Raw genomic sequence first — 21,122 nt, 5'->3', positions numbered from 1 at the left:
AAAAGACTAATCACCAACGACTAGTCACTAAAAAAACATGAAAATATTATTTACTTTTGGTGGCTTGCCACATTATTATAACTTAGTTCTCAATCGCTTGAATCGTATTGAAGGACAAGAAATTGTTGTAATCGCTCCAAAAAGTGGTGGAAAAACCGTTGGTTCGGGTGTACATCAAACCTTAGATGGCATTGAATTCAAAGTACATTTCTTAGAAGAGTACAAAACACTTTGGGGCAAACCTTTCTTCAAAAACTTTATTGAAACCATCGAAGCTGAACGCCCAGATGTAATCGTTACTATTTGGCCATATATCTTGGCTTTTGTCTATAATCCGATGTTACTTTGGAAAATACGAAGTATGGGGATTAAATTGATACTCAAGGAAATTCCATTCAATATCCCAAAATTCAAAGAAGCCCTTGATTTTTATGCCAACGGTGGTGTAGCGTCTGAAACGATGCAAACCAATTTAAAACCAGACAGTTTGGCGTTTAAATTGAAATATACTTTACTGAAATATTCGTATAAAAGAGCTTTCAATTTGGTAGATGCTCATGTAGATTATACCGAAGAAGCTTACGAAGTATTTGGCAGTTATGGCGTTCCGAAAGAGAAAATCTTTGTAATTTACAATTCGCCAGATACTGATTTGATTTTGGCAGACAAAGCTAAAATTGAAGGTGTAAATACTGTTTTGCCCGAAAATCCACTGCGACTTTTACACGTTGGTAGATTGGTAAAATGGAAAAGAGTAGATATGCTGATTGAGGTTTTCAGTAAACTTTTGGTGCAATTCCCAACGGCAGAATTAGTAGTTGTTGGTACTGGTCCAGAAGAACAAAATCTCAAACAGCAAGCCATTTCTTTGGGCATTGAAAAACAAGTGATTTTTACGGGTGGAGTTTATAAAATGACCGAACTCGGACAATACTTCAATGCTTCGCTGGTGTATGTTTTGGCAGGAATGGGCGGTTTGTCAATCAACGACGCCATGTGTTTCGATAAACCTGTCGTTTGTGCGGTGGCAGATGGAACAGAGAAAAAATTGGTAAGAGATGGCTATAACGGCTTTATTTTTGAGGATGGTAATGCTGATGATTTATTTAAGAAATTAGCCGTACTTTTGTCTGACCCAGCAAAAACTCGCCAAATGGGACTAAATTCTGGACAAATCATCCGTGACGAAGTAAATATTCATGTGGTAATTAAAAATTATCAAAGAGCTTTTGAGAGCTGTCGGTCATCGGCTGTCAGCAATCAGGGTTAAGCTGTTGAATTAAAATTGAGTTGACAAATTGATTGAAAACTCATGGCATGACTTAGAATCATGCCATGAGTAATATGTAAAATATCAAAAAAAGCTGAAAGCCAAGAGCCGACCGCTGATGACCATCTTAAAATGTTTGTTTTAAAATACATATTAAAAGGCCCATATCATGCTTTCAGAACGCCTGAAAGTCGTGAATTACTCAAGCTTTTCAGAAAGTACGGAGATGTAAAACGCTACGAAGCTCGTGAAGTAACATTTCAAGGAATGACCTTTCAAGTACCTGACTGTATGTCTTTCTTGTTTCAGTTTCAAGAAATTTTCGTTGAACAATTTTATAAATTCAATACCAATTCTGCAAAGCCAGTGATTTTAGACTGCGGTGCAAATATTGGTTCAAGCTGTGCTTTTTTCAAAAGAGAGTATCCAAATGCACAAATCACAGCTTTTGAAGCGGATGCTAAAATTGCCAAAATTCTACAATCAAATCTCAGTAAAAATGGGTTTTCGGATGTAGAAGTAATCAACAAAGCCGTTTGGATTGATGACGAAGGCATTGAATTTGCCTCTGAAGGTTCAGACGGAGCGTCGATTTATGGTGAAGGTGAAAAAGTAAAAGTTGCTTCTTTTCGTTTAAAAGATGTACTTGATAAAACGCCTTCGGTAGATATGCTAAAAATGGATATAGAAGGAGCTGAAACGGCTGTTTTGAAAGATTGTGCCAACTCGCTAAAGCAAGTAAAAAATATCTTTATTGAATATCACGCTTTTCCTGAACAAGCACAGGAATTAGGCGAAATTCTGAATATTTTGGCAAAAAATGGCTTCCGTTACTTTATAAATTCTGCTCAAGACCGTTCAAAACCGCTTGTCAATCATCGCTACAAAGGCAATGATTTGATGGATTTGCAGTTAAATATTTTCGGCTATCGTCCATAATATGAAAATCACGATTTTAAGCACTTTTGATACTTTTGGCGGAGCATCTATCGCAGCATTTCGTCTGAATAAAGCCTTAAATGACAATGGCTTAGAATCAAAAATGCTTGTGCAAGACCAAAAAAGTGAAGCTCCAAATGTAGAAACAATTGCTCCGAATTGGTTTTTGAAAAAAGTAGCTCTTGCCAGATTCGCTTTCGACCGCTATCAATTTGCTTTTTATGAAAAGTCCAAAGCAGTAAGATTTATTTTTTCGCAAGCAAAAATCGGTATTGATATTAGTCAACATTCATTGATTCAAAAGACTGATATTATTCATTTACATTGGATTAATTTTGGTTTTCTTTCGCTTGATGCTATCCAAAAACTTATCGAAACGCAAAAGCCAATTGTTTGGACTTTGCACGATATGTGGCTTTTTACGGGTGGTTGTCATTATTCAAGAGACTGTACTCATTATCAACAAAGCTGTGGAAATTGCACAGAATTTTTGAAAAATCCTTCTCCTACAGATTTGTCAAATCAAGTCTGGAAAGCCAAGAAAACAATTTTACAAAATGCCAATATCACCATCGTTGCTTGTAGTAATTGGTTGGCAGAAAAGGCAATGACGAGTACTTTATTAGAAGGTAAGAAAATTGTTTCAATTCCAAATCCAATTGATACTTCATTGTTCAAGCCGACCGAAAAATCAATTGCTCAACAACATTTTCAGTTAGATACTAACAAACGTTATATACTTTTTGCCGCAGCTAAAATCAGTGATATTCGGAAAGGATTTGTCTATTTTAAAGAAGCTTTAGCGATTTTAAAAAAGGAGTATTCGGTTGATGATAAAGCAGTTGAGCTGATTATTTTCGGACAAGCGAATGCCAGTGATTTTGAAAATCTTCCTTTTAAAGTAAATATTTTAGGCAAACTTTCAGATTTATCCGAAATCGCTTTGGCGTATTCTTCCGCTTCTGTTTTTGTAGTTTCTTCTTTAGAAGATAATTTACCGAACACCATTATGGAATCTTTGGCTTGCGGAACACCAGTTGTGGGTTTTGAAACTGGTGGCATTCCTGAAATGATTGAGCATCAAAAAAATGGATATTTAGCCACTTTTAAATCTGCTGAAGAGCTTGCAAAAGGTATTTTCTGGACATTATTTCAAGCCGATTATCAATTACTTTGTCAAAATGCTAGACAAAAAGTAATTGACAATTATGCAGAAGAAGTAGTAGCAAAACAGTACCAAGCTTTATATGAATCATTATTATGAAATTAAGTATCATTACCATTACTTATAATGCTGAAAAATTCCTAAAAAGAACCATTGAAAGTATTCTGGCTCAGTCAAATCAAGATTTTGAGTACATTATTATTGATGGAAAATCGAAAGATTCAACTTTAGAAATTGCGAAAGTATATAGCGAAAGAGTAAATCTGTTGGTTTCTGAACCCGACAAAGGTTTGTACGATGCTATGAATAAAGGTTTACGTTTGGCTTCGGGCGAATTTGTTTGGTTTATGAACGCTGGCGACGAAATTAATGATAGTAAAGTTGTGGCAAGTTTTATGAAATCTTTGGCTGAAACCAATGCTGATGTGTTTTATGGAGATACGTATTTTGTAGAAGAAAATGGTATAATACAAGGCTTGCGTTCGGAAATTACACCTCATCGTTTGCCCAGAAATCTCAAATGGCAAGACATGAATTTAGGCATGTTAGTTTGTCATCAAGCTTTTATCGCTCGTAAATCTATCGCTCCTTTTTACTTAGAAAACAACCTCAGTGCTGATATTGATTGGGAAATTGAATGTTTGAAAAGAGCAAAAAAAGTACAGTTTTTGGATACAGTAGTGGCAAAATACTTGGTTGGTGGTATTTCCAACAAACAGCTTAAACGCTCCTTAATCGACCGCTACGAAGTACTAAAAAAGCATTTCGGCTTATTCGGAGCAATAATGGCACATATTCAAATCACGATTCGAGGGGTAAAACTCATACTCAAAAAGGGCGGGAAGTATTGGTAGGTATCATCAAAAATGTCCGTGCTTCCAACGACATTACTTCTTCTTTTTGGTAAAATAACAAAGCTCTGTCACGTAAGGCATATTCGCTACTCAAAAAAGCATTACAAGTTTCAAGTAATGCTTTTTCTAGCCCAAATCTCTCTAAAAAAGCCTCAACTGTTTTCAACCAAAACCAAGTAAGTGTTTCATGATAACCTCTTTCAAAATTAATTGGACCACCCACCGAACTATTGAATAAGATAATTCTTTGTCGGACTAAGTGCATCGCCTGCGTAAGGTTGTATTGACGCAAATACCAAAGACCCATCGCTAAATGTGCTTCATGTGTCCAATCCTCAGCTGGCAAAGTACAAGTATTGAATTTTTCGATTAAGGATTCTATTTCGGATTCGGATTGGAAAAGTCGCATGGGATTTGTGATTTTGGAATGTGGATTTTATATATCAAGATTTATGATCCGATTAGCAAAATGTATCATAATAAATCCATAAATTATATTATAATTTTTACAATTAAAACAGTATTTTTTTATAAAAATAAAAAATATATTACTCCCAGCTACGAACCTCAGCCCTGAAAGGGCGAAATCTATCAACACATGGCAAAGCCTTGTGCTACCGCTACCCTACCAGCTACGAACCCCAGCCCTGAAAGGGCGAAATCTATCAACACATGGCAAAGCCTTGTGCTACCGCTACCCTACCAGCTACGAACCCCAGCCCTGAAAGGGCGAAATTCCATAGCACAGGGTAACGCCCTGTGGCTTATGATTACGAGATATGGAAGACGTTCATGTGAATATGATGGTTCACGTTTTTCAATGGGCGTTACCCATTGTTGATGGATGCCGCCCTTACAGGGCTGTGGGGTTTTCATTTTCGCCTTCTTCAATGGGCGTTACCCATTGTTGATGGATGCCGCCCTTGCAGGGCTGTGGGGCTTCTGTATTTGCCTCCTCAGCAATGCGATATTAGTACTTATGTAATGCAGAAAGTTGTCATTAAAAAAACTGTGCATAAACATAAAAACCTCATAAGCTCGCTTATGAGGTTTTCTTTTACTAAAATCTATATTTCAGAAATCCGAAATCCACAATCCCAAATCGAATTAAATTCCCAAAATCTTCTTATTCAATTCAATATCAGCACCACCGCCAGCAAAATCATCAAATACTTTAGATGTCGCTTGGATGATGTGAGAATCAATAAATGGAGCTCCTTCTGTTGCACCTTGAACAGGGTCTTTGATAGCACATTCCCATTCTAACACTGCCCAGCCATCGTAGCCGTATTGTGTTAATTTCGAGAAAACAGAACCAAAATCCACTTGTCCATCGCCCAAAGAACGGAAGCGTCCAGCACGATTTACCCATGATTGATAACCACCATAAACACCTTGTTTTCCAGTAGGATTAAATTCAGCATCTTTTACGTGGAACATTTTGATTCTTTCGTGATAGAAATCAATGTATTGTAAATAATCTAAACATTGCAATACAAAGTGCGATGGATCATAAAGCAAGTTTGCACGTTTGTGACCACCTACTTTTTCTAAGAACATTTCAAAAGTAACACCATCATGTAAATCTTCGCCTGGGTGAATTTCGTAGCAAAGGTCAACGCCAACGTCTTCAAAAGCATCCAAAATTGGCAACCAACGGTTTCCTAATTCTGTAAAGCCTTGATCAACCAAACCCGCAGGGCGTTGTGGCCAAGGATAAACCGTATGCCACATCAAAGCACCAGAGAAAGTAGCATGAGCTTTTAAACCTAAGTTTTGAGACGCTTTTGCTGCATACTTCAATTGTTGCACTGCCCATTCGGTACGAGCTTTAGGATTTCCTTTTACTGAATCTGGAGCAAAACCATCAAACATTACATCGTAAGCAGGGTTTACTGCTACCAACTGTCCTTGTAAGTGCGTAGAAAGTTCAGTGATTTCGATACCTTTATCAGCTAATTTACCTTTCAATTCGTCACAGTAGGTTTTTGATTCTGCGGCTAATTGTAAATCAATTGCACGAGCATCCCAAGTAGGGATTTGTACTCCTTTATATCCTAAGTCAGCTACCCAAGAAGTAATAGAATCAAGGGTATTGAAAGGAGCAACGTTATCTAAAAATTGTGCTAAAAATATAGCAGGTCCTTTGATTGTTTTCATTGTGTTTATTGAATGATTGAGTGAGTTGTGATTGAGTGATTTTAAAATTTCAATCAACAACTCATTAAAACTTTACCAAATTTTATCTACTATTTATTATTTACGCTAACTGTTTTTCTGGCTTTAGCGAGGATTTTTAAAATTTCGTAACCTTCATTAATCAGACTTCTAACTTTTATATCTTCATAAAACTTTGCATCTATGGAATATTCTAACCAAAATATACTTTCATCCAATTCTTCAATGACTATGCTGATTTTTGCATAGAATTCATTTTTACTCCTCGCCCTTCTTACTGCTCTGTAGTTGGCAACAGCAGAAGATGATGAACGAATAAGTTGTCTGGCGATATTCTTAGCAGAAGCAGTTTTTAAAAATAAGTCATCACATAAAGGCATACAGCGTAATCCAAATGCTTTTATGCGTCCAAATATAAGTTCAGCAAACTCATCTTTTGGAAGATAATTGTTAGTATTCATCATTTTAAGGCGTAAAATAAGATTGGTGATTAAGTCAATCACTCAATCACCAATCACTCATTCACTAAATATTATACCTTCACCCAGCTTTGGCTTCTGTGGCTATCGAGGATTCTTTCGCAGATTAATAATTCTCTATAACCGTCTGCAAAAGTTGGATAGCTTGGATTTTCTGGTTGTTTGCCAGCGGCAACGGCTGCATATACTTCTTTGAATAATTGTTTTGAAGTATCAGGGAAGCCTTCATTGTGTCCACCTGGGAATGTCATCAATGCACTTGCTTCTGGGTACGCCAAAGAAGGGTCACGCATTAATGATTGGTTGTAGCCATCACGATTACCAATCCAGATTTCGTTTGGTGCTTCTGAGTTGAACGCAAATGTTTTCTTGCCTCCAGAAATTTCTAATTTCAATTGGTTTTTACGTCCAGCCGAAACTTGAGAAACTGTTACCGAACCACGGTTTCCATTATCAAAACGTAATAAAACGTTGGCATGGTCTTCAGTAGTAATTGTTACATCTGCATAATCTTCTGGTTGAAGCATTTTGCCCGAATACGTTTCTACTGGTTTCAATGGCTTTTTACGAGTTTTGTGAATGGTATTGAAATCCGCCATTACTTCAACCGTTTTCAAGCCAGTGATGTACTCGATAATGTCCATTAAGTGTGAACCAATATCTGCAATCGCACGAGAATCGCCAGATTTATCTGGTTCTAAACGCCAGTTATAATCAGTTTCATAGAATAACCAGTCTTGTAAATAAGAACCAATTACGGAGTAAACATCTCCTAAATCACCTTTTTCACGCATCGTTTTCATTTGGCGAACCAAAGGATAATAGCGTAAGTTGAAGTGAACCGCATTCACCAAACCAGTTTCTTTTGCTAAAGCAACCAATTCTTCTGCTTCATGTAAATCTTTTGCTAATGGTTTTTCACAAACTACGTGCTTGCCAGCCAATAAAGCTGCTTTTGATTGTGAGTAGTGCAAGAAGTTAGGCGTACAAATATGCACACAAGCAATATCTTCCATCGCCAACAGTTGTTCAAACGTACAAGGACGCTCGATTCCCAATTGTGCAGCCTTGGCAGTCGCTAATTCAATATTTACTTCACAAAGTGCTGTTACTTCTACATTTGGAAGTCTTCTTAATGCCTCAATATGAGCAGGCCCAATAAACCCAGTTCCGACTACGCCGACTTTGATTTTTTCCATGGTTAAATAATTGTTATTTGGATAAGTATTCTTTTTTGGTTGAAATTATATGAGATAATAATATTTCTCTACATTCAAATCCTTCAAATGTAATTAATATTTATCAAGAATATTGAGGTTTTGTACCGTTTAAATAGACTTTTCAAGGTCATTACTTAATAAAAGTCACATATTTTGAGTTAAATTTTGCAAAAGCTGATGCTCACAAAAATACTAAACCCCAAAACTAATAAACCAAATTCTTACACTATTTCACTAATATTCCTCTTTTAATCTCTACTCTATCAGGCAAAATCATTGCAGAAGGATAGTAATCTTTTATTGTTAAAAAGTACCTTTCTGCATCCATTCTATTTAAAAAATCGCCAATTTTTACTTTATAAATCGGTTGCTGATAGCTAAGATAGGGATATATTTCTGGATATGTTTGGTAAGTATAAATCTTGGCATCATCAGCGGCTTTTCTGTCATTTCCTACATAAATCTGAATTCTGAAACCATTTGCGTAACGAATACTTTTGTTCTTTAGCGAAATCGTATCTAAAATAGCATCTAGCTTTTTGTTGATGTGCATTGGCTCTTCGGTTAAATAAGCCTTTTTTGTATTTTTTTTCGGAGCATTCAGCGTATCATTTGCCTCGTTTAGCTGTTTATATTTTGGCAAATATTGCGATAAATCTTCTTCGTAAATTTTATCTATTTTTTTGTGAGATGACTTTGTACTAGCAGAAGTAGTGGAACTTTTGCTAGAAACGACCTTGGGGGAACAAGCACTTAGGGTTACTAAAAATATGGACAAACAAATAAAAAGAAAGCGTTGCATATAAAATTGTGTTTTTCAGATAGACTTTTGGTGGCTTGAAAAGAAGTATTCATCAAAGATACAATTTTTGACAAAAACTTGAAATATCCTTTTTCATTGTAACTTTGTTTCCGCTATTGAGTATCCTTAATTCTGATTTTTTGATTTCTAAAAACCCCATGAATATTCAACAAAATATTTCTTTAAAACCCTTCAATACTTTTGGTCTGGAAGCTTCTGCACAATATTTTGTTGAAGTAAATACTGTTGAAGAACTGAAAGATATTCTCCAAAATCCTGATTTCAAGAACCTTGATAAATTGTTTTTAGGAGGCGGAAGTAATTTGCTACTTACCAAGAATTACGAAGGATTGGTGATAAAAATTGCCTTAAAAGGAGTTGAAAAAGTTTTTGAAGACGAAAATACAGTCTATATTAAAGCGGGAGCAGGCGAAATTTGGCATCATTTTGTAATGTATTGTGTTGAAAACAATTATGCAGGTATTGAAAATCTTTCTTTAATTCCAGGAACTGTTGGTGCTGCACCGATGCAAAATATTGGTGCTTATGGCGTAGAAATCAAAGATGTTTTTCAGGAATTGCAAGCACTTAATCTGGAAACGCTTGAAATAGAAACATTCAGTTTAGCAGCTTGTCAGTTTGGTTATCGGGAAAGTATTTTTAAACATTCTTTGAAAGGAAAATATGTAACAACATCCGTTACTTTTCATTTGAATAAAATAGCAACTTTCAAAACTGCTTATGGTGATATTCAAAAAACGTTAGCAGAAATGAATGTGACAGCACTTTCAATCAAAGCCATAAGCGATGCCGTCATTTCAATTCGTAGAAGTAAATTGCCAGACCCAGCCGAAATTGGTAATTCGGGAAGTTTTTTCAAAAATCCAGAAATTCCACTTGGACAATACAAAACCTTAATCGAATCTTTTCCTACTTTACCAAGTTACCCAATCAACGAAACGACCGTAAAAGTACCAGCAGGGTGGTTAATAGAGCAAGCGGGGTGGAAAGGTTTTAGAGATGGACAAATTGGCGTTCATGCTCGTCAGGCTTTGGTTTTAGTGAATTATGGTGGAGGAAATGGCAACGAAATCAAGAAACTAGCCGAAAAAGTACAGCAATCAGTACTGGATAAATTTGGTATTAAATTGAGTCCAGAAGTAAATTATATATAAAACATCTCAAGAATGAACATCCCAAAATTAAAACATACCGAAAACAATAATTTCTTCTTGATGGCAGGAAGTTGTGCCATTGAAAGCCGTGATTTGGCTTTTGAAATTGCCGAAAAAATTAAAGGAATTACTGACCAATTTGGCATTCCTTACATTTTTAAAGGTTCGTATCGCAAGGCAAATCGTACTAAATTAGACTCTTTTACAGGGATTGGCGATATTACTGCTTTGGAAATTTTACAAGAAATTGGCAATCATTACGATTTGCCTACGGTTACGGATATTCACGAATCTCAAGAAGCGGAAATGGCAGCGAAGTACGTTGATGTGTTGCAAATTCCTGCTTTTTTATGTCGCCAAACAGACTTATTGGCTGCGGCTGCTCGTACTGGCAAAGCGGTAAATATCAAAAAAGGGCAATTTATGGCAGGCGTTTCCATGAAGTTTGCTGTTGAAAAAATCCTTCACGAAAATCCTTCGGCACAAGTATTTTTAACAGACCGTGGAAATTCTTTTGGTTATGGCGATTTAGTCGTGGATTATCGTAACATCCCTGAAATGCAAGCACATGGAGTACCTGTGGTGATGGATTGCACGCACTCTTTACAAAGACCCAACCAAACTTCGGGCGTAACTGGCGGACAACCAAAAATGATTGAAACCATTGCCAAAGCAGCCATTGCAGTTGGTGCTGATGGAATTTTTATCGAAACGCATCCAAATCCAGCAATCGCAAAATCTGATGGAGCAAATATGTTGCCTTTAGATAAATTGGAAGAATTATTAGAAAAACTCGTTCGAGTACGCCAAGCGGTGGTGTAATTGAGTGATTGAGTGAGTTGTGAATTAGTGAGTTAGTGATTATTTTAAATTTGAGTATAATCAACCACAATTGAAAACAATCATTAATTCACAACTCACTCAATCACAATTATAAAACAATCACTAATTCACAATTCACTCAATCACAATTGAAAACAATCACAATTATCCAAAGTCGATTTCCACACAATTTTTTTCCCAAAAACAATGTTCAGAAAAACTTCCATTCCAACTTTCCTTGGCGTAATGATGTCTTTGTTTACGATGTCAGTTCCTTCATCGTATGCTGTTGAAAAATCTTTTCAAGAACCTATTACAAAAGTTGCTCAAAATTTTCCTGAAAAGTTTGAAACGGCTTCAAAAAACAGCTACGCAATTGATGTTGTAAGTACTTCATCAGGAGAATGGACATTCGATAATGCGATGATTGGAGGTTCTGATAACGACGCTAAAAATGGAGAAAAGTCGGTCAGAATGAAAGAAAAGGCTAAACTGACAATGAATTTTGATATTCCTACGGGCATTCAGCAAGTAAAACTGAAGTACGGAATTTATCAAACCGATGAAGAAGCTAGCTTTGAACTCTGGGTTTCAACCAACGCTGGAAAGACTTGGATGAAAATGGGAAAAGCGATAAAAGCAACGAATAAAAAACTAAAAATAGCAACATTTGAAGTAATTACTAAAAAGCCAAGTAGAATAGAAATCAGAAAAACCGATGGTACAGAAAACCGCTTAAATATTGATGATATTAGTGTTGTTACTTATTCAAACACTGTTAAATCGCCCAATACTTCTACTACTGTTCAAGAACCCATAGTTTTGATTTCAAAACCCACACGTGATGACAATCTTGCTTTGGGGAATCCTTCAAAAGCTGTTTCAAATACTTCTTCACCCAATAATTTTTTGATGACAAAAGCATCTTATTCACTTTCCTATAATAAAAGTAAAAACATTGCGAATTGGGTTTCATGGCATTTAAGTAAGGCTTGGAAAGGTGATGCGGCTCGTCAGAATAATTTTCGTACCGATAATACATTGCCAGATGGTTGGTATCAAGTAAATCCGAGAGATTATTCAGATACAGGCTTTGATAGAGGTCATTTATGTCCTTCAGATGACAGAGATGGCAGCCCTGAAGAAAACCAAGAAACTTTTTTCATGACGAATATGGTGCCACAAGCTCCTGAAAATAATAGAGGAATTTGGAAGCATTTAGAAGAATACACAAGAACATTGCTTGAACAGGGAAATGAATTATACATTTTAGCAGGAACGCTCGGACAAGGTGGAACAGGAACAAATGGCACAACAAAAACTATTGGCAAAAATAATAATGTTGTAGTACCAGCCACTATTTGGAAAGTAATTGTAGTATTGCCAGTTGGCGACAAAGATGCTGTGAGAGTTAACACAACAACGAGAGTAATTGCAGTAAATATGCCCAATCTGAATTCAGTAGGAGCGGAAGATTGGAAAAAATATAGAATATCAGTAGATGAATTAGAACGCTTGACGGGTTATGATTTTTTGTCTAATGTTCCTACAAATATTCAGCAAGTAATTGAAGCTATTGTTGATAAGGATTAATGATATTTGAAGGTTTATTACTTACTCGATTTTAGGAATCAATTATCAAAATCTGTTGCTTTGAACTTAAAGTTCATCGCTATTTAACAACTTATTTTAAGACTTTTTAAGATTTTTTCAGGGGAAAACTATTTTAAATTGTCGTGATTTTGACAATTTAAAAATTAATTTTGCGTTTGAATATAATTGAGAAAATGAGATTTCATCATTGCCCTTGTCCTATGAAACGATTTATACATTTAACCATCATCTTATGCGCTACATCTTTAGGTGTAAGGGCTCAATCTGATAGTCTCAAATTTATTACTATTTCTCCAACAGGTTCAATCAAAAATATTGACTGGTTAGAGAAAAATACGGTTGGTCAATTTGGCATCGACCTTAAACTTCAGCCAAGTAAAAAAGTAAATATCACACTTAGTTCAGCATTCTTCAAAACAATCGGAGCAAGTGTTTTGACTCCATCAAATCCAGCGGCTTTTTATGCTAGTTACGATAAATTCGGTACTAATCAAGGTGTTGTAACTGCAACGCCAAAAACTACATACAGTGGTGGCTTTATCAACGCAGATGTTGGAATACCTTTTAAATTAAGAGATAGTTCAAACATAAGTATTGAGCCTTTTTTAGGATTAGAAGGGAAGATTTGGAATCGTACTACCGACTATGGCACAGAAGGAAGTCCTTTATTAGTAGAAGAAAAATATAAATTTCTTTCACCATCTTTTGGAGCAAAATTGAATTACTCGACCAAGTCTAAAGTAAAACTTACACTAAGAATCTCAGGAAGTTATCCCCTTATTTCTAAGTTAAAGTTAGACGAAAAAAATCTCAATTCACCTAATTCAGAAATAGATTTAAAAGGACAACTTTCTCCTGCTGTTGAAATTGGTGCAAAAATTAAAAAATTAACCATCAAAGTTCGTTATGAACGAATTAACTTCGGCTCATCTGATTCCTTAATAAAGCCACGAATTCCATCTTCAAGAGCCAATGTATCAGGAGTATCAGTTAGTTATGATTTTTAATAGCTTTTAAGCTCTGAGCCGTGAGCTTTGAGCTTTTTTTATTGAACATTATATTAAGAAAAAAGCTCAAAGCCGACAGCTAATTCTGCGTTCCCTGCTTAATCGCCTCATAATCCGTTTTCAAGCGTCCCATTTCTCTGGCAATAAAAGTTTGTAATTGAGCATTGAAAGTTTTTTTATCTTCTTCATTCAAGGAAGCATAAAAATCTTTTAATTCTTGATTGATGGCTGCACGCTCTTCTGCTGAAGCGGCGTTGATTGAACGTACATGATATTGTTTGAAATTGAAATCCATATAAATAATTTGAAAATTTGAGGATATGTTAATTTGAAAATTAACAAGCCAATTCAGTCACAAAAAGTATGATTCTTTATTTTTGAACAACAAAGTTAGAGCTTTCAATAGAAATAAAAGTAAATTCTACAATTGATTTAAACGTTTCTACGCCATCACTTCAAAAGAAAAAAGCGAAGGCTTCTCTTCAAAGCTGAATGCTGAAAAATTTTGTTGTAAATTGCAGGCTAATTAAAAATTTCCCATCAGCATTTGGGCTTCTTGAAATGAAAACTAAAACATTACGTAAGAATAAAGTAAATATCGTAACGCTGGGTTGTAGTAAAAACTTGGTGGATTCAGAAGTAATTTATACGCAATTGAAAGGCAATGGCATGAATGTTACGCATGAATCTAAAAAGGACGATGCCAACGTTGTGATTGTAAATACTTGTGGATTTATTGATAATGCCAAACAAGAATCTATTGATACAATTTTGAGATACGTAGATGCCAAAGAATCTGGCATTATTGATAAATTGTACGTTACGGGCTGTTTGTCGCATCGCTATAAAGATGAATTAGAGGCTGAAATTCCAGCCGTTGATGCTTTTTTTGGCACAAACGAATTACCTCGTTTGCTAAAAACACTAAAAGCAGACTACAAGCACGAATTGATTGGCGAGCGTTTATTGACTACGCCAACGCATTATGCATATTTGAAAATTGCGGAAGGTTGCGACCGTCCTTGTTCATTCTGTGCTATTCCTTTGATGCGTGGCGGACATGTTTCTCGTTCTATTGAAGATTTGGTCGTTGAAGCAAAATCTTTAGTAAAACGTGGCACAAAAGAATTGATTCTAATTGCCCAAGATTTAACTTATTACGGATTAGATATTTATAAAAAGCGTAATCTTTCTGAATTATTAGAGCAATTTGCCGACATCGAAGGACTTGATTGGATTCGTTTGCAATATGCTTATCCAGCAGGTTTCCCGATGGATGTGTTGGACACAATGGCAAAATATCCAAACATTTGCAAGTACTTGGATATGCCTTTACAAAGTGGTTCTTCGGAAGTATTGAAAAGAATGCGTCGTGGAATTACTCGTGAAAAAACTGAAGATTTAATCAATGCCATTCGTGATAAAGTACCTGAAATTGCTTTGAGAACGACTTTAATTTCTGGGCATCCGGGAGAAACCGAAGCAGATTTTGAAGAAACTTATCAATTTGTTGAAAAAATGCGTTTCGACCGTTTGGGTGTTTTCACCTATTCGCACGAAGACGATACGCATTCACATTCATTTGAAGATGATGTACCTGCGGAAGTAAAACAAGAGCGTGCCGACGAAATTATGGCTTTACAACAAGATATTTCGATGGAATTGAACCAAAACAGAATCGGGAATACTTACAAAGTATTATTCGACAGAAAAGAAGGTGGATATTTTATCGGAAGAACACAATTCGACTCGCCAGAAGTGGATAACGAAGTATTAGTTCCTGCTACGCAATATGTGCGTTTGGGCGATTTTGCCAACGTAAAAGTAAATCGTGCAGAGGAATTTGATTTGTACGGGGAAGTGGTTTCTTAATTTGAAAATTTGGTAATTTGAAAATTTGAAGATTGTACTTGTGGGGAAAGATTATAACATCAGGCATCCACTACATTATTTTCAAATTTTCAAATCTCCAAATCTTCAAATTAAATATTATCCTACCAAGTTACGGTAATCTTCTCTTGATTTCAAAATGATTTGGTGAGCTACTTCTGCACCGTAAACCTCATCAATATCAACCGCTACTTTTTCTTCTCCTGGAATATTCTTGTACGTTAAGAAATAGTGAACCAAACGGTCAATAATTGGTTGAGGACACTGAGAGATGTCTGTCCAAGCACCATATAATGAATCGCCTTTCAAAACAGCGATGATTTTATCATCTGCTTCTCCTTTATCAATCATTCTAATTCCACCGATAGGAATCGCCTGACAAATAATATCTCCATGTGTGATAGTACGTTCAGAAAGAACTAAAATATCCAATGGGTCACCATCGCCTGATTCAATCGCTTTTCCAGATTGCTCACGAGCATACTGTGCTGTACTTTCGCCACAATAAGTTTGAGGAAGGAAGCCGTACAAGGCAGGAACGATGTTAGAGAATTTTTGAGGACGGTCGATTTTCAAATAACCAGTCTCTTTGTCGATTTCATACTTTACAGTATCTGTTGATACAATCTCGATGAAAGCAGTAACTACTTTCGGCATGTTCTCTCCAATCTGGATGCCATGCCATGGATGGGCTTTATAAAAGTTTCTTTGCATACTAATTGGTTGGTAGTGGATGGACAGTGGTGTGTGAGGAATACCCGTTTTAATCTCTTTCGCAACCGGTTTTTTGACTCTTGATTTTTTTTTCATACCACGCTCAAATCGACACTTACTACTTTTTTGAAATTTTGTAATATTTGTTCTTGTAAAACTTCAACAGGCTGGTTTAAATAGTTTGAAGCATGGGCAAATATAGTCGAAATAAAGCAATTTTTGTCGTCTGTTTCTAAAAATAACTGCTGAATTGGCATAGTTGAGATGATTTTGCTGGCATTCGATTCAGAATTTAATATAGCCGTTCCGAAAGAAAGATAAAATTGATGTTTAATTAATTCTTCGGCAATTTGGGCATTATTATTAAAGCCATGGACTATCATTGGAATACTGGATTTTAACTTTTTTTTCAAAGCAATCAGTTCTGAAAAAGCCTTTACACAATGAATAATCACAGGTTTTTGCAAGCTTTCTGCCAAACGAATTTGTCTGATAAATACTTCTTCTTGAAATCTCAAATCTAAAGCTATCAATCTATCCAAGCCACATTCGCCAATGGCTAAAACGTTTGGTTGGCGAGCTAATTTTTCTAATTGAGCAAAATCCTCATCAATACTTTCAGGCTTGATATACCACGGGTGCAAACCAACCGAAAATTTCCCCACAGCCATATCCATCCAACCCGAAACGGTTTGAGCATTAACAATACTCAAAGTATCTTTTTCTGTGGAAGGATGATGTGTGTGGATGTTGAGATAGATGTGCATTGGAAATTCAGCTTTGCGTTTAAAATAAGTATGAGTGATTCTACAAATTAAAACTCATTCTCAAAACAAATATACTCCTTTCAAGATTTATAAAGTACTCAAATGTCCTATCAAAATAAGTGATAAATATCTTGTGGTTTAAACGTGACCTTCGTTTGAGAGACAACGAAGCCTTGAAAGAAGCATTAGCGGATAATAAACCGCTTTTGATGCTCTATTGCTTTGAACCTTCGCTGATGCAAGATGCCCATTATTCTGCTCGACATTGGCAGTTTGTTTGGGAGGCTTTACAGGATTTGAACCAACAATTACAAAGTATCCATCCGCAACTTTCTATTAAAATTATTCACGGAGAAGTAAGCTCCTACTTGGAAACTTTGCACAAAAAAGAAACGATTCATAAAATTTTTTCACATCAAGAAACGGGGCTTAAAATTACTTATGACCGTGACAAAGCGGTAGGTACTTTCTGTAAACAAGAGCAAATTACTTGGCAGGAATTTCAGCATAATGGTGTAGTGAGAGGCAAACGCAATCGTGAAAACTGGGTAAAAGAATGGCATCAGTACATGAGTAAGCCATTGGCAGAAGCTGATTTCAGTAATATTGAATCGAATTTGAGATTACCAGAAGATTTGTCTATTCAAGCAATTAACAATCCTGCAATACTTTTCAAAGACTATACTTTCAATAAGGCACAACAGCCCGGAGGAGAAAGTTTTGCTCATCGTTATCTTCATTCCTTTCTGAACGAAAGAGTAAAAAATTATGCAAAATCGCTCTCAAAACCTTTGGCTTCTCGCAAAGGATGTAGTCGGCTTTCGCCTTATATTGCTTGGGGTTGTATCAGTGTTCGACAAATTTATCAAGCTCAAACAAAGGCTTCAAAGGCAAATCCAACGCTCAAGTGGCAATTGGATAATTTTGGTTCAAGATTGCGATGGCATTGTCATTTTATCCAAAAGTTTGAAATGGAAGACCGAATGGAGTTTGAAAATCTCAACCGTGGCTACGATTCACTTCTGATTGCTGAAAATGATGATTTTTTTAAAGCTTGGGCTGAAGGTAGAACGGGTTTCCCGTTAGTAGATGCTTGTATGCGTTGTTTGATTGGAACAGGTTATCTTAATTTTAGGATGCGGGCGATGTTGGTTTCGGTACTTACTCATCAACTTTTTCAGCATTGGAAAGAAGGAGCTTTGCATCTGGCAAGATTGTTTTTAGATTTCGAGCCTGGCATTCATTATCCACAAATCCAGATGCAAGCTGGTGTTACGGGCATTAATACGGTTCGGATGTATAATCCTATCAAACAGTCGCAAGAACATGACCCCGAAGGTATTTTTATCAAACAATGGCTTCCTGAATTAAAGAATTGTCCTTTGGCGTACCTCCATGAACCTTGGAAAATGACGACCTTAGAACAAGATTTTTACGGTTTTCATCTCAACATAGATTATCCTTTGCCACTTATCAATTTTGAAGAAAATACCAAAATTGCGAAAGAACGAATATGGGGACACCACAAAACAGATGAAGTAAAAGCCTCAAAAAAGCAAATTTTAGAAAAACATACCATTCCAACAAAGGAAGGCTTACAACGAAGAAAGAAAAAATAAACCTTTTCTGTAACTTTGTGGAAAGATTTGCGAAAGCGAATCACATACATAACCAATCGGTGAGTTTTGCCGAATTCAGAAAATACAGAAAATGATTTATCCTATAGTTGCCTACGGTGATTCCGTTCTCAGAAAAGTTGCCGTTGATATAGAAAAAGGCTCAATTGATGTTAAGAAATTATCAGAAGATATGTTTGAAACCATGTACAATGCTTCTGGTGTAGGTTTGGCTGCTCCGCAAATTGGCTTGGCTCTCAGAATGTTTGTGGTGGACGGTCGCCCGTTTAACGAAGGCGAAGATTTAGACGAACGAGACAAAGACCCTTCTTTGGTAGATTTCAAAAAAGTATTTATCAATGCTGAAATTTTAGAAGAAGACGGCGACGAATGGGCTTTTGAAGAAGGCTGTTTGTCGATTCCAAATATCCGTGAAGATGTTTATCGTCCTGAATTTGTGAAAATCAAGTATGTCGATGTTGATTTCAACGAACATATTGAAGAGTACGAAGGTTTGGCCGCACGTATTATACAACACGAATACGACCATATCGATGGAATTCTTTTCACCGACCACTTAAGTCCTGTGAAAAAGAGAATGCTGAAAAACAAGTTGGCTAATATTACAAAAGGAAATATCAAAGTAGATTACAAAATGAAATTTCCGAAGTAATTGTTTACAGTACTTTTTATAAACATGAGTCATCCCGAATTTGGAATCATAAAAAAGCGGTCGAAAAACTAATTTCGACCGCTTTTTTATGATTGATGAATAACGAATTCCTACTGTTTGAGCAGAGCGAGTTTAGGAATTCTTGAATTTCTTTTGTTACTTTTCTTGTTTCAAGACAAGAAAAGTAAGGACTAGATAATAATACATACAAATCTCCAAAGCTTATTATTCCAAAGAAAAATTCGGGATGACTCATGTTTATTTATTAATGAATAATAATTACTCCTTATTCCCCTGAATTTTTGAACCAGTCTTTTTCTCTAATCCCGGTTGAAAAATCTCGAAGTTTTCTTTTTTCTTCGCATCTGCTACAATTTTACGAACGTCTTCTAATAATTTTTTAGCATCATAAATTACACCGTCTTTAATCGTGTATTTTACACCACCAACACGCACTACTTCATTGTTTTCTGTTAACCTGATTGCTCCTGTTCCGTAAAGATTCTTTAGATTTTTTAGTGGATTTTCTTCTAAAATTACCATATCAGCCAATTTTCCTACTTCTATACTTCCAATTTTATCAGCCATTCCCAAAGCCTCCGCTCCTTTTAAACTTGCCGCTCGAATTACTTCTAAAGGATGAAAACCTGCTTCTCTCAACAATTCCAATTCACGGATGTAAGCGAAACCATACAACTGAAAAATAAAGCCTGAATCCGATCCAGCCGTTACTCTTCCTCCTCTATTTTTATATTCATTGATAAATGCCATCCAAAGTTTATAATTTTCTTTCCATTGTACTTCTTGCTCTGTTCCCCATTCTTGCCAATACGAACCATGCGAAATACGTGAAGGCTGATAAAAACGCCATAATTGTGGCATGGTGTATTCTTCATGCCATTCTGCACGGCGAGCTAACATTAATTCACGGTTGGCTTCATAAATATTAAAAGTTGGGTCGATGGTGAAATCCAACTTTAGCAATTCGTCCATTACTTCATTCCAACGTTTTGAACCGGGCTTTGCAGCTTGTTTCCACAATTTTCCTGCTTCTTCAAAACGATTTTGTTCATTGCTATAATTATAATCAGCTGGATAATCCTGAATCGTTTGGCTTTCAAAAAGTGCTTCTGGTAAACCGTACCAATGTTCCATTGAAGTAAGTCCAGCTCTGGCAGAATTCAACACATTCCAACGTGCCACATCTACTTGTGCATGATGATAAGCCGAACGTAAGCCTAATTCTTTATTTCTTTTGATAGCTGTTTCAATTACTTCTGGTCTTGCTCCGAAAAACTTAATACCGTCAGCTCCTTTTTTAGCATTTTCCTCTACCCAAGCTTTTGCTTGTTCTGCGGTTGAAATAGTTTCTTTTGCACCCATTCCAAATGCGGTATAAGCTAAAATTCTTGGTGCAGTAATTTCATTTTTTAATGACTTTGCTTTTTGTTCTAAAACCCAATCTAAACCATTTCCAGCCGATGGGTCACGAATGGTAGTGATACCATGTCCAAGCCATAATTTATAAACATATTCTGCGGGTGTTCCTTGCGATTTTCCACCGATATGTCCGTGCATATCTACAAAACCGGGCAACATATACATGCCTGTACAATCTAATTCTTTATCGCCTGCATTCAGTTTCGGGCGACTTTTTGGGTCAATCGGAACGCCTGGATAACCTACTACTTTTATTTCTACAATTTTATTTTTCTCGACAACTATGTCACAAGGTCCTTGCATGGGCGAGCCTGTTCCGTTGACTAGATTTACTCCTCTGATAATCATGCGGTTGAATTGTCCTTCACCTTCTGCTCGTGGCGGAGCTTTTTCAATTTGTGCGTTAGATTTTAAAGAAAAGATTAATAAACAGCAAGTAAGGAAACTTGATAAATGTTTTTTCATGGTTTAAATGTTTGATGAATGTTGATAATTTA

20 protein-coding genes are annotated in these 21,122 nt (G+C 36.1%); 11 read left to right on the top strand and 9 right to left on the bottom strand.

The annotated features are described in order from the left end of the window. Positions 1-37 precede the first annotated feature (37 nt). The 4 genes from HNP25_RS03000 to HNP25_RS02985 all read left to right on the top strand — a co-directional run bounded on the left by HNP25_RS03000 (position 38) and on the right by HNP25_RS02985 (position 4,228). On the top strand, positions 38-1,270 hold the full coding sequence (locus tag HNP25_RS03000) for a glycosyltransferase family 4 protein (protein WP_184130049.1): 1,233 nt from the start codon (positions 38-40) through the stop codon (positions 1,268-1,270). Between the two features lie 132 nt (positions 1,271-1,402). Beyond that, positions 1,403-2,209 (top strand): FkbM family methyltransferase, encoded by an 807-nt coding sequence (locus HNP25_RS02995; RefSeq protein ID WP_184130046.1) that lies wholly within the window; start codon positions 1,403-1,405, stop codon positions 2,207-2,209. Position 2,210: 1 nt separating this feature from the next. Then, positions 2,211-3,473: a glycosyltransferase gene (locus HNP25_RS02990; protein WP_184130043.1), complete on the top strand. Its 1,263-nt coding sequence runs from the start codon at positions 2,211-2,213 to the stop codon at positions 3,471-3,473. Further along, a complete protein-coding gene (locus tag HNP25_RS02985; RefSeq protein ID WP_184130039.1) occupies positions 3,470-4,228 on the top strand; it encodes a glycosyltransferase family 2 protein in 759 nt (252 codons plus the stop codon). Before HNP25_RS02990 ends, HNP25_RS02985 begins: the two co-directional genes overlap by 4 nt. On the opposite strand, the gene HNP25_RS02980 is transcribed toward HNP25_RS02985, so the two are convergent. The 5 genes from HNP25_RS02980 to HNP25_RS02960 form a co-directional block, all read right to left on the bottom strand. Continuing rightward, the gene (locus tag HNP25_RS02980; RefSeq protein WP_184130036.1) at positions 4,203-4,637 is read right to left on the bottom strand and encodes a hypothetical protein; all 435 of its coding nucleotides are present in this window, start codon (positions 4,635-4,637) and stop codon (positions 4,203-4,205) included. The genes HNP25_RS02985 and HNP25_RS02980 overlap by 26 nt on opposite strands. A gap of 698 nt (positions 4,638-5,335) precedes the next feature. Beyond that, on the bottom strand, positions 5,336-6,388 hold the full coding sequence (locus HNP25_RS02975; protein WP_184130033.1) for a sugar phosphate isomerase/epimerase family protein: 1,053 nt from the start codon (positions 6,386-6,388) through the stop codon (positions 5,336-5,338). A gap of 89 nt (positions 6,389-6,477) precedes the next feature. After that, a complete protein-coding gene (locus HNP25_RS02970; RefSeq protein ID WP_229202775.1) occupies positions 6,478-6,870 on the bottom strand; it encodes a four helix bundle protein in 393 nt (130 codons plus the stop codon). A gap of 68 nt (positions 6,871-6,938) precedes the next feature. Continuing rightward, the gene (locus HNP25_RS02965) at positions 6,939-8,084 is read right to left on the bottom strand and encodes a Gfo/Idh/MocA family protein (protein ID WP_184130030.1); all 1,146 of its coding nucleotides are present in this window, start codon (positions 8,082-8,084) and stop codon (positions 6,939-6,941) included. A 247-nt stretch (positions 8,085-8,331) separates the two neighbouring features. Further along, positions 8,332-8,907, bottom strand: a complete 576-nt coding sequence (locus tag HNP25_RS02960) for an SPOR domain-containing protein (protein ID WP_229202774.1) — start codon at positions 8,905-8,907, stop codon at positions 8,332-8,334. A gap of 158 nt (positions 8,908-9,065) precedes the next feature. On the opposite strand from HNP25_RS02960, the gene murB reads away from it, so the two are divergent. The 4 genes from murB to HNP25_RS02940 all read left to right on the top strand — a co-directional run bounded on the left by murB (position 9,066) and on the right by HNP25_RS02940 (position 13,525). Beyond that, positions 9,066-10,082, top strand: a complete 1,017-nt coding sequence (gene murB / locus HNP25_RS02955; RefSeq protein WP_184130027.1) for a UDP-N-acetylmuramate dehydrogenase — start codon at positions 9,066-9,068, stop codon at positions 10,080-10,082. Between the two features lie 12 nt (positions 10,083-10,094). Next, complete coding sequence (kdsA, locus tag HNP25_RS02950; RefSeq protein ID WP_184130024.1) at positions 10,095-10,904, top strand: 3-deoxy-8-phosphooctulonate synthase; 810 nt, start codon at positions 10,095-10,097, stop codon at positions 10,902-10,904. A 207-nt stretch (positions 10,905-11,111) separates the two neighbouring features. Further along, a complete protein-coding gene (locus HNP25_RS02945) occupies positions 11,112-12,497 on the top strand; it encodes a DNA/RNA non-specific endonuclease (protein ID WP_184130022.1) in 1,386 nt (461 codons plus the stop codon). Between the two features lie 221 nt (positions 12,498-12,718). Beyond that, on the top strand, positions 12,719-13,525 hold the full coding sequence (locus HNP25_RS02940; RefSeq protein ID WP_184130019.1) for a hypothetical protein: 807 nt from the start codon (positions 12,719-12,721) through the stop codon (positions 13,523-13,525). 79 nt (positions 13,526-13,604) lie between these two features. Here HNP25_RS02940 and HNP25_RS02935 read toward each other — a convergent pair whose 3' ends face one another. Next, entirely contained in the window at positions 13,605-13,820 is a 216-nt protein-coding gene (locus tag HNP25_RS02935; RefSeq protein WP_184130016.1) for a hypothetical protein, read from the bottom strand. 266 nt (positions 13,821-14,086) lie between these two features. Here HNP25_RS02935 and rimO point away from each other — a divergent pair, with 266 nt between their 5' ends. Then, positions 14,087-15,397, top strand: a complete 1,311-nt coding sequence (rimO, locus tag HNP25_RS02930) for a 30S ribosomal protein S12 methylthiotransferase RimO (protein WP_184130013.1) — start codon at positions 14,087-14,089, stop codon at positions 15,395-15,397. Positions 15,398-15,514: 117 nt separating this feature from the next. On the opposite strand, the gene HNP25_RS02925 is transcribed toward rimO, so the two are convergent. Then, positions 15,515-16,129, bottom strand: a complete 615-nt coding sequence (locus tag HNP25_RS02925; RefSeq protein ID WP_184130010.1) for an inorganic pyrophosphatase — start codon at positions 16,127-16,129, stop codon at positions 15,515-15,517. A 92-nt stretch (positions 16,130-16,221) separates the two neighbouring features. Further along, positions 16,222-16,896, bottom strand: a complete 675-nt coding sequence (locus HNP25_RS02920; protein ID WP_184130007.1) for a TatD family hydrolase — start codon at positions 16,894-16,896, stop codon at positions 16,222-16,224. 119 nt (positions 16,897-17,015) lie between these two features. Here HNP25_RS02920 and HNP25_RS02915 point away from each other — a divergent pair, with 119 nt between their 5' ends. Then, the gene (locus tag HNP25_RS02915) at positions 17,016-18,515 is read left to right on the top strand and encodes a cryptochrome/deoxyribodipyrimidine photo-lyase family protein (protein ID WP_310587152.1); all 1,500 of its coding nucleotides are present in this window, start codon (positions 17,016-17,018) and stop codon (positions 18,513-18,515) included. A gap of 91 nt (positions 18,516-18,606) precedes the next feature. Then, positions 18,607-19,185, top strand: coding sequence for a peptide deformylase (gene def, locus HNP25_RS02910; RefSeq protein WP_184130004.1), 579 nt, complete (start codon positions 18,607-18,609; stop codon positions 19,183-19,185). 279 nt (positions 19,186-19,464) lie between these two features. Here def and HNP25_RS02905 read toward each other — a convergent pair whose 3' ends face one another. Further along, positions 19,465-21,090, bottom strand: coding sequence for an amidohydrolase family protein (locus HNP25_RS02905; RefSeq protein WP_184130001.1), 1,626 nt, complete (start codon positions 21,088-21,090; stop codon positions 19,465-19,467). Between the last annotated feature and the right edge of the window lie 32 nt (positions 21,091-21,122).

The organism is Arcicella rosea (genome assembly GCF_014204325.1).
Taxonomy (GTDB): domain Bacteria; phylum Bacteroidota; class Bacteroidia; order Cytophagales; family Spirosomataceae; genus Arcicella; species Arcicella rosea_A.
The sequence above is the reverse complement of the archived record's forward strand: the minus strand, read 5'-3'. Positions and strand labels throughout refer to the sequence as shown.